General features: G+C 64.9%; 1 pseudogene. It reads right to left on the reverse strand.

Annotation, left to right across the window (positions count from 1 at the left end):
• Positions 1-1675: pseudogene (locus EOA36_RS34895) on the reverse strand (right-handed parallel beta-helix repeat-containing protein); the annotation flags it as partial.

A 1675-nucleotide genomic window follows, 5' to 3' on the forward strand; every position in this document is an offset into this window, starting at 1 on the left:
AATCCAGCACCACATGCGCGGTGATCGGGTCGATGTAGACGCCGACGCCGCCATTGCCGGAGATAGTGCCGCCGGTGGTGGTGAAGCTGCCGCCGCTCGACGTGCCCTGCACGGTGATGCCGCGGTCGGTATTATCAAGCGCATTGACCGTCGCGAAGGTGTAGGTGCCCTGGCCGGTGATATCGAGGCCGTCGTCGAGATTGCCCGACAGCAGCGTCGTGCCAGTGAAATTGTAGGTGCCGTTGTCCTCGATGTGCAGGCCGTCGAGACCGTTATTCGTGGACGTGAAATCGGACGCCTTGACGTTGGTAGAATTGCCGGTGAACTCGGCGCCGTTGCCGCCGGCGCCCGTCACCGTGACCTTGGTCAGCGTCGTGCCGGTGACGTTGTTGCCGAAGATGCCGTCGGCGCCGCCGGTGATGGTGATGCCGTTCAGCGTGTTGCCGGTGCCGAGCGTGATGACGTTGTTGGCGACGTTGGTGCCCTGGATCGTGCCGTCGCTGCCGCCCAGATTGAAGGTGGCGGTGCCGCCGCCGGACAGTTTCGCGGTGACGCTTTGGCCACCGCCGATCACGGTCTGGCCAGTGGCAAGTGTCACGCCGGCAGTCGTCAGATTGCCACTGCCACCCAGGGCAACGACAAAACCGCCATTGCCGGCCTTGGTGACCGCGTCGTCCAGTGTCGTCGGGTCGGCCTGCGTGCCGGCGCCGGCCAAACCGCCATCGGCGAAATAGAACTTGCCGAACGCGGCATTGGTGGCGGCGTTGATGGCGACGCGCGTCGTCGAGCCGCCGATCTTGTCCTGCGACTGGACCCTGACGCCGATATCGCCGCGCACCCGCTCGTTGACGCGCTTGCGCAGGCCTTCGCTGGCCGGATAGACCGGGTCCGTGCCGATGGCCCCGGTGCTGTCCGAGCCGTGGCCCGGATTGAACGGGATGTTCAGCCGCACGCTGCCGGCGAACTGGGTGTCGTCGCGGTTGTCGTTGCGCACCTCACCGGTGAAGGTCAGCGACGTTCCGGTGCCGAAGACATCACCGATCTCATATTCGATGCCGGCCTTGGCGCCGGTGACGCTGCCGTCATCGCCGTGCGGATCCTCGAAATGATCACCGCCAATATCCAGCCGCAGCGAATGCTTGTCGGGCAGGTTGACCGGAACCTGGGCGCCGATCTCGCCTTCGATGCCCCAGGCCGCGTAATCGCGATGGTCGAGCACCGAGATCTGCTCGATCAGCTGGTTGGAGACCATCGACAGGGTTGAGCTGGTCGAGTGGTCGGTCGAGTCGCCCTTGATCGGCACGAAGACGTTCACATGCGCGTCGAAATTCGGCGTGATCGCCTCGACGCCCAGCGTGCCGCCGGTGAACTGGGTGCCGCCGTAGCTCTCGGCATTGAAATAGGCGTATCCGCCGAGCATCAGGTCGGGGTTGACGATGCGGCGGATGCCAAGGCCGATATCCTGGCCGAAGGCATCCTTGAAATCGTGCTTGGCCCGGACATCCAGGAACAGCACCGATTCGGCGGTCTGCTTGATCGGGATGAAGCCTTCGAGCGCAGCGTTGCCGCCATTGTTGTCGGCGCCGATAATGGCCCGGATCTGCGGCTGCCAGAGACCGGCATCGTCGCCATAGGCAGCCGCGCCCGAGAGCGCCAGTGCCAGCGACGTAAGCGC

This window comes from Mesorhizobium sp. M8A.F.Ca.ET.021.01.1.1 (genome assembly GCF_003998025.1).
Lineage (GTDB): Bacteria > Pseudomonadota > Alphaproteobacteria > Rhizobiales > Rhizobiaceae > Mesorhizobium.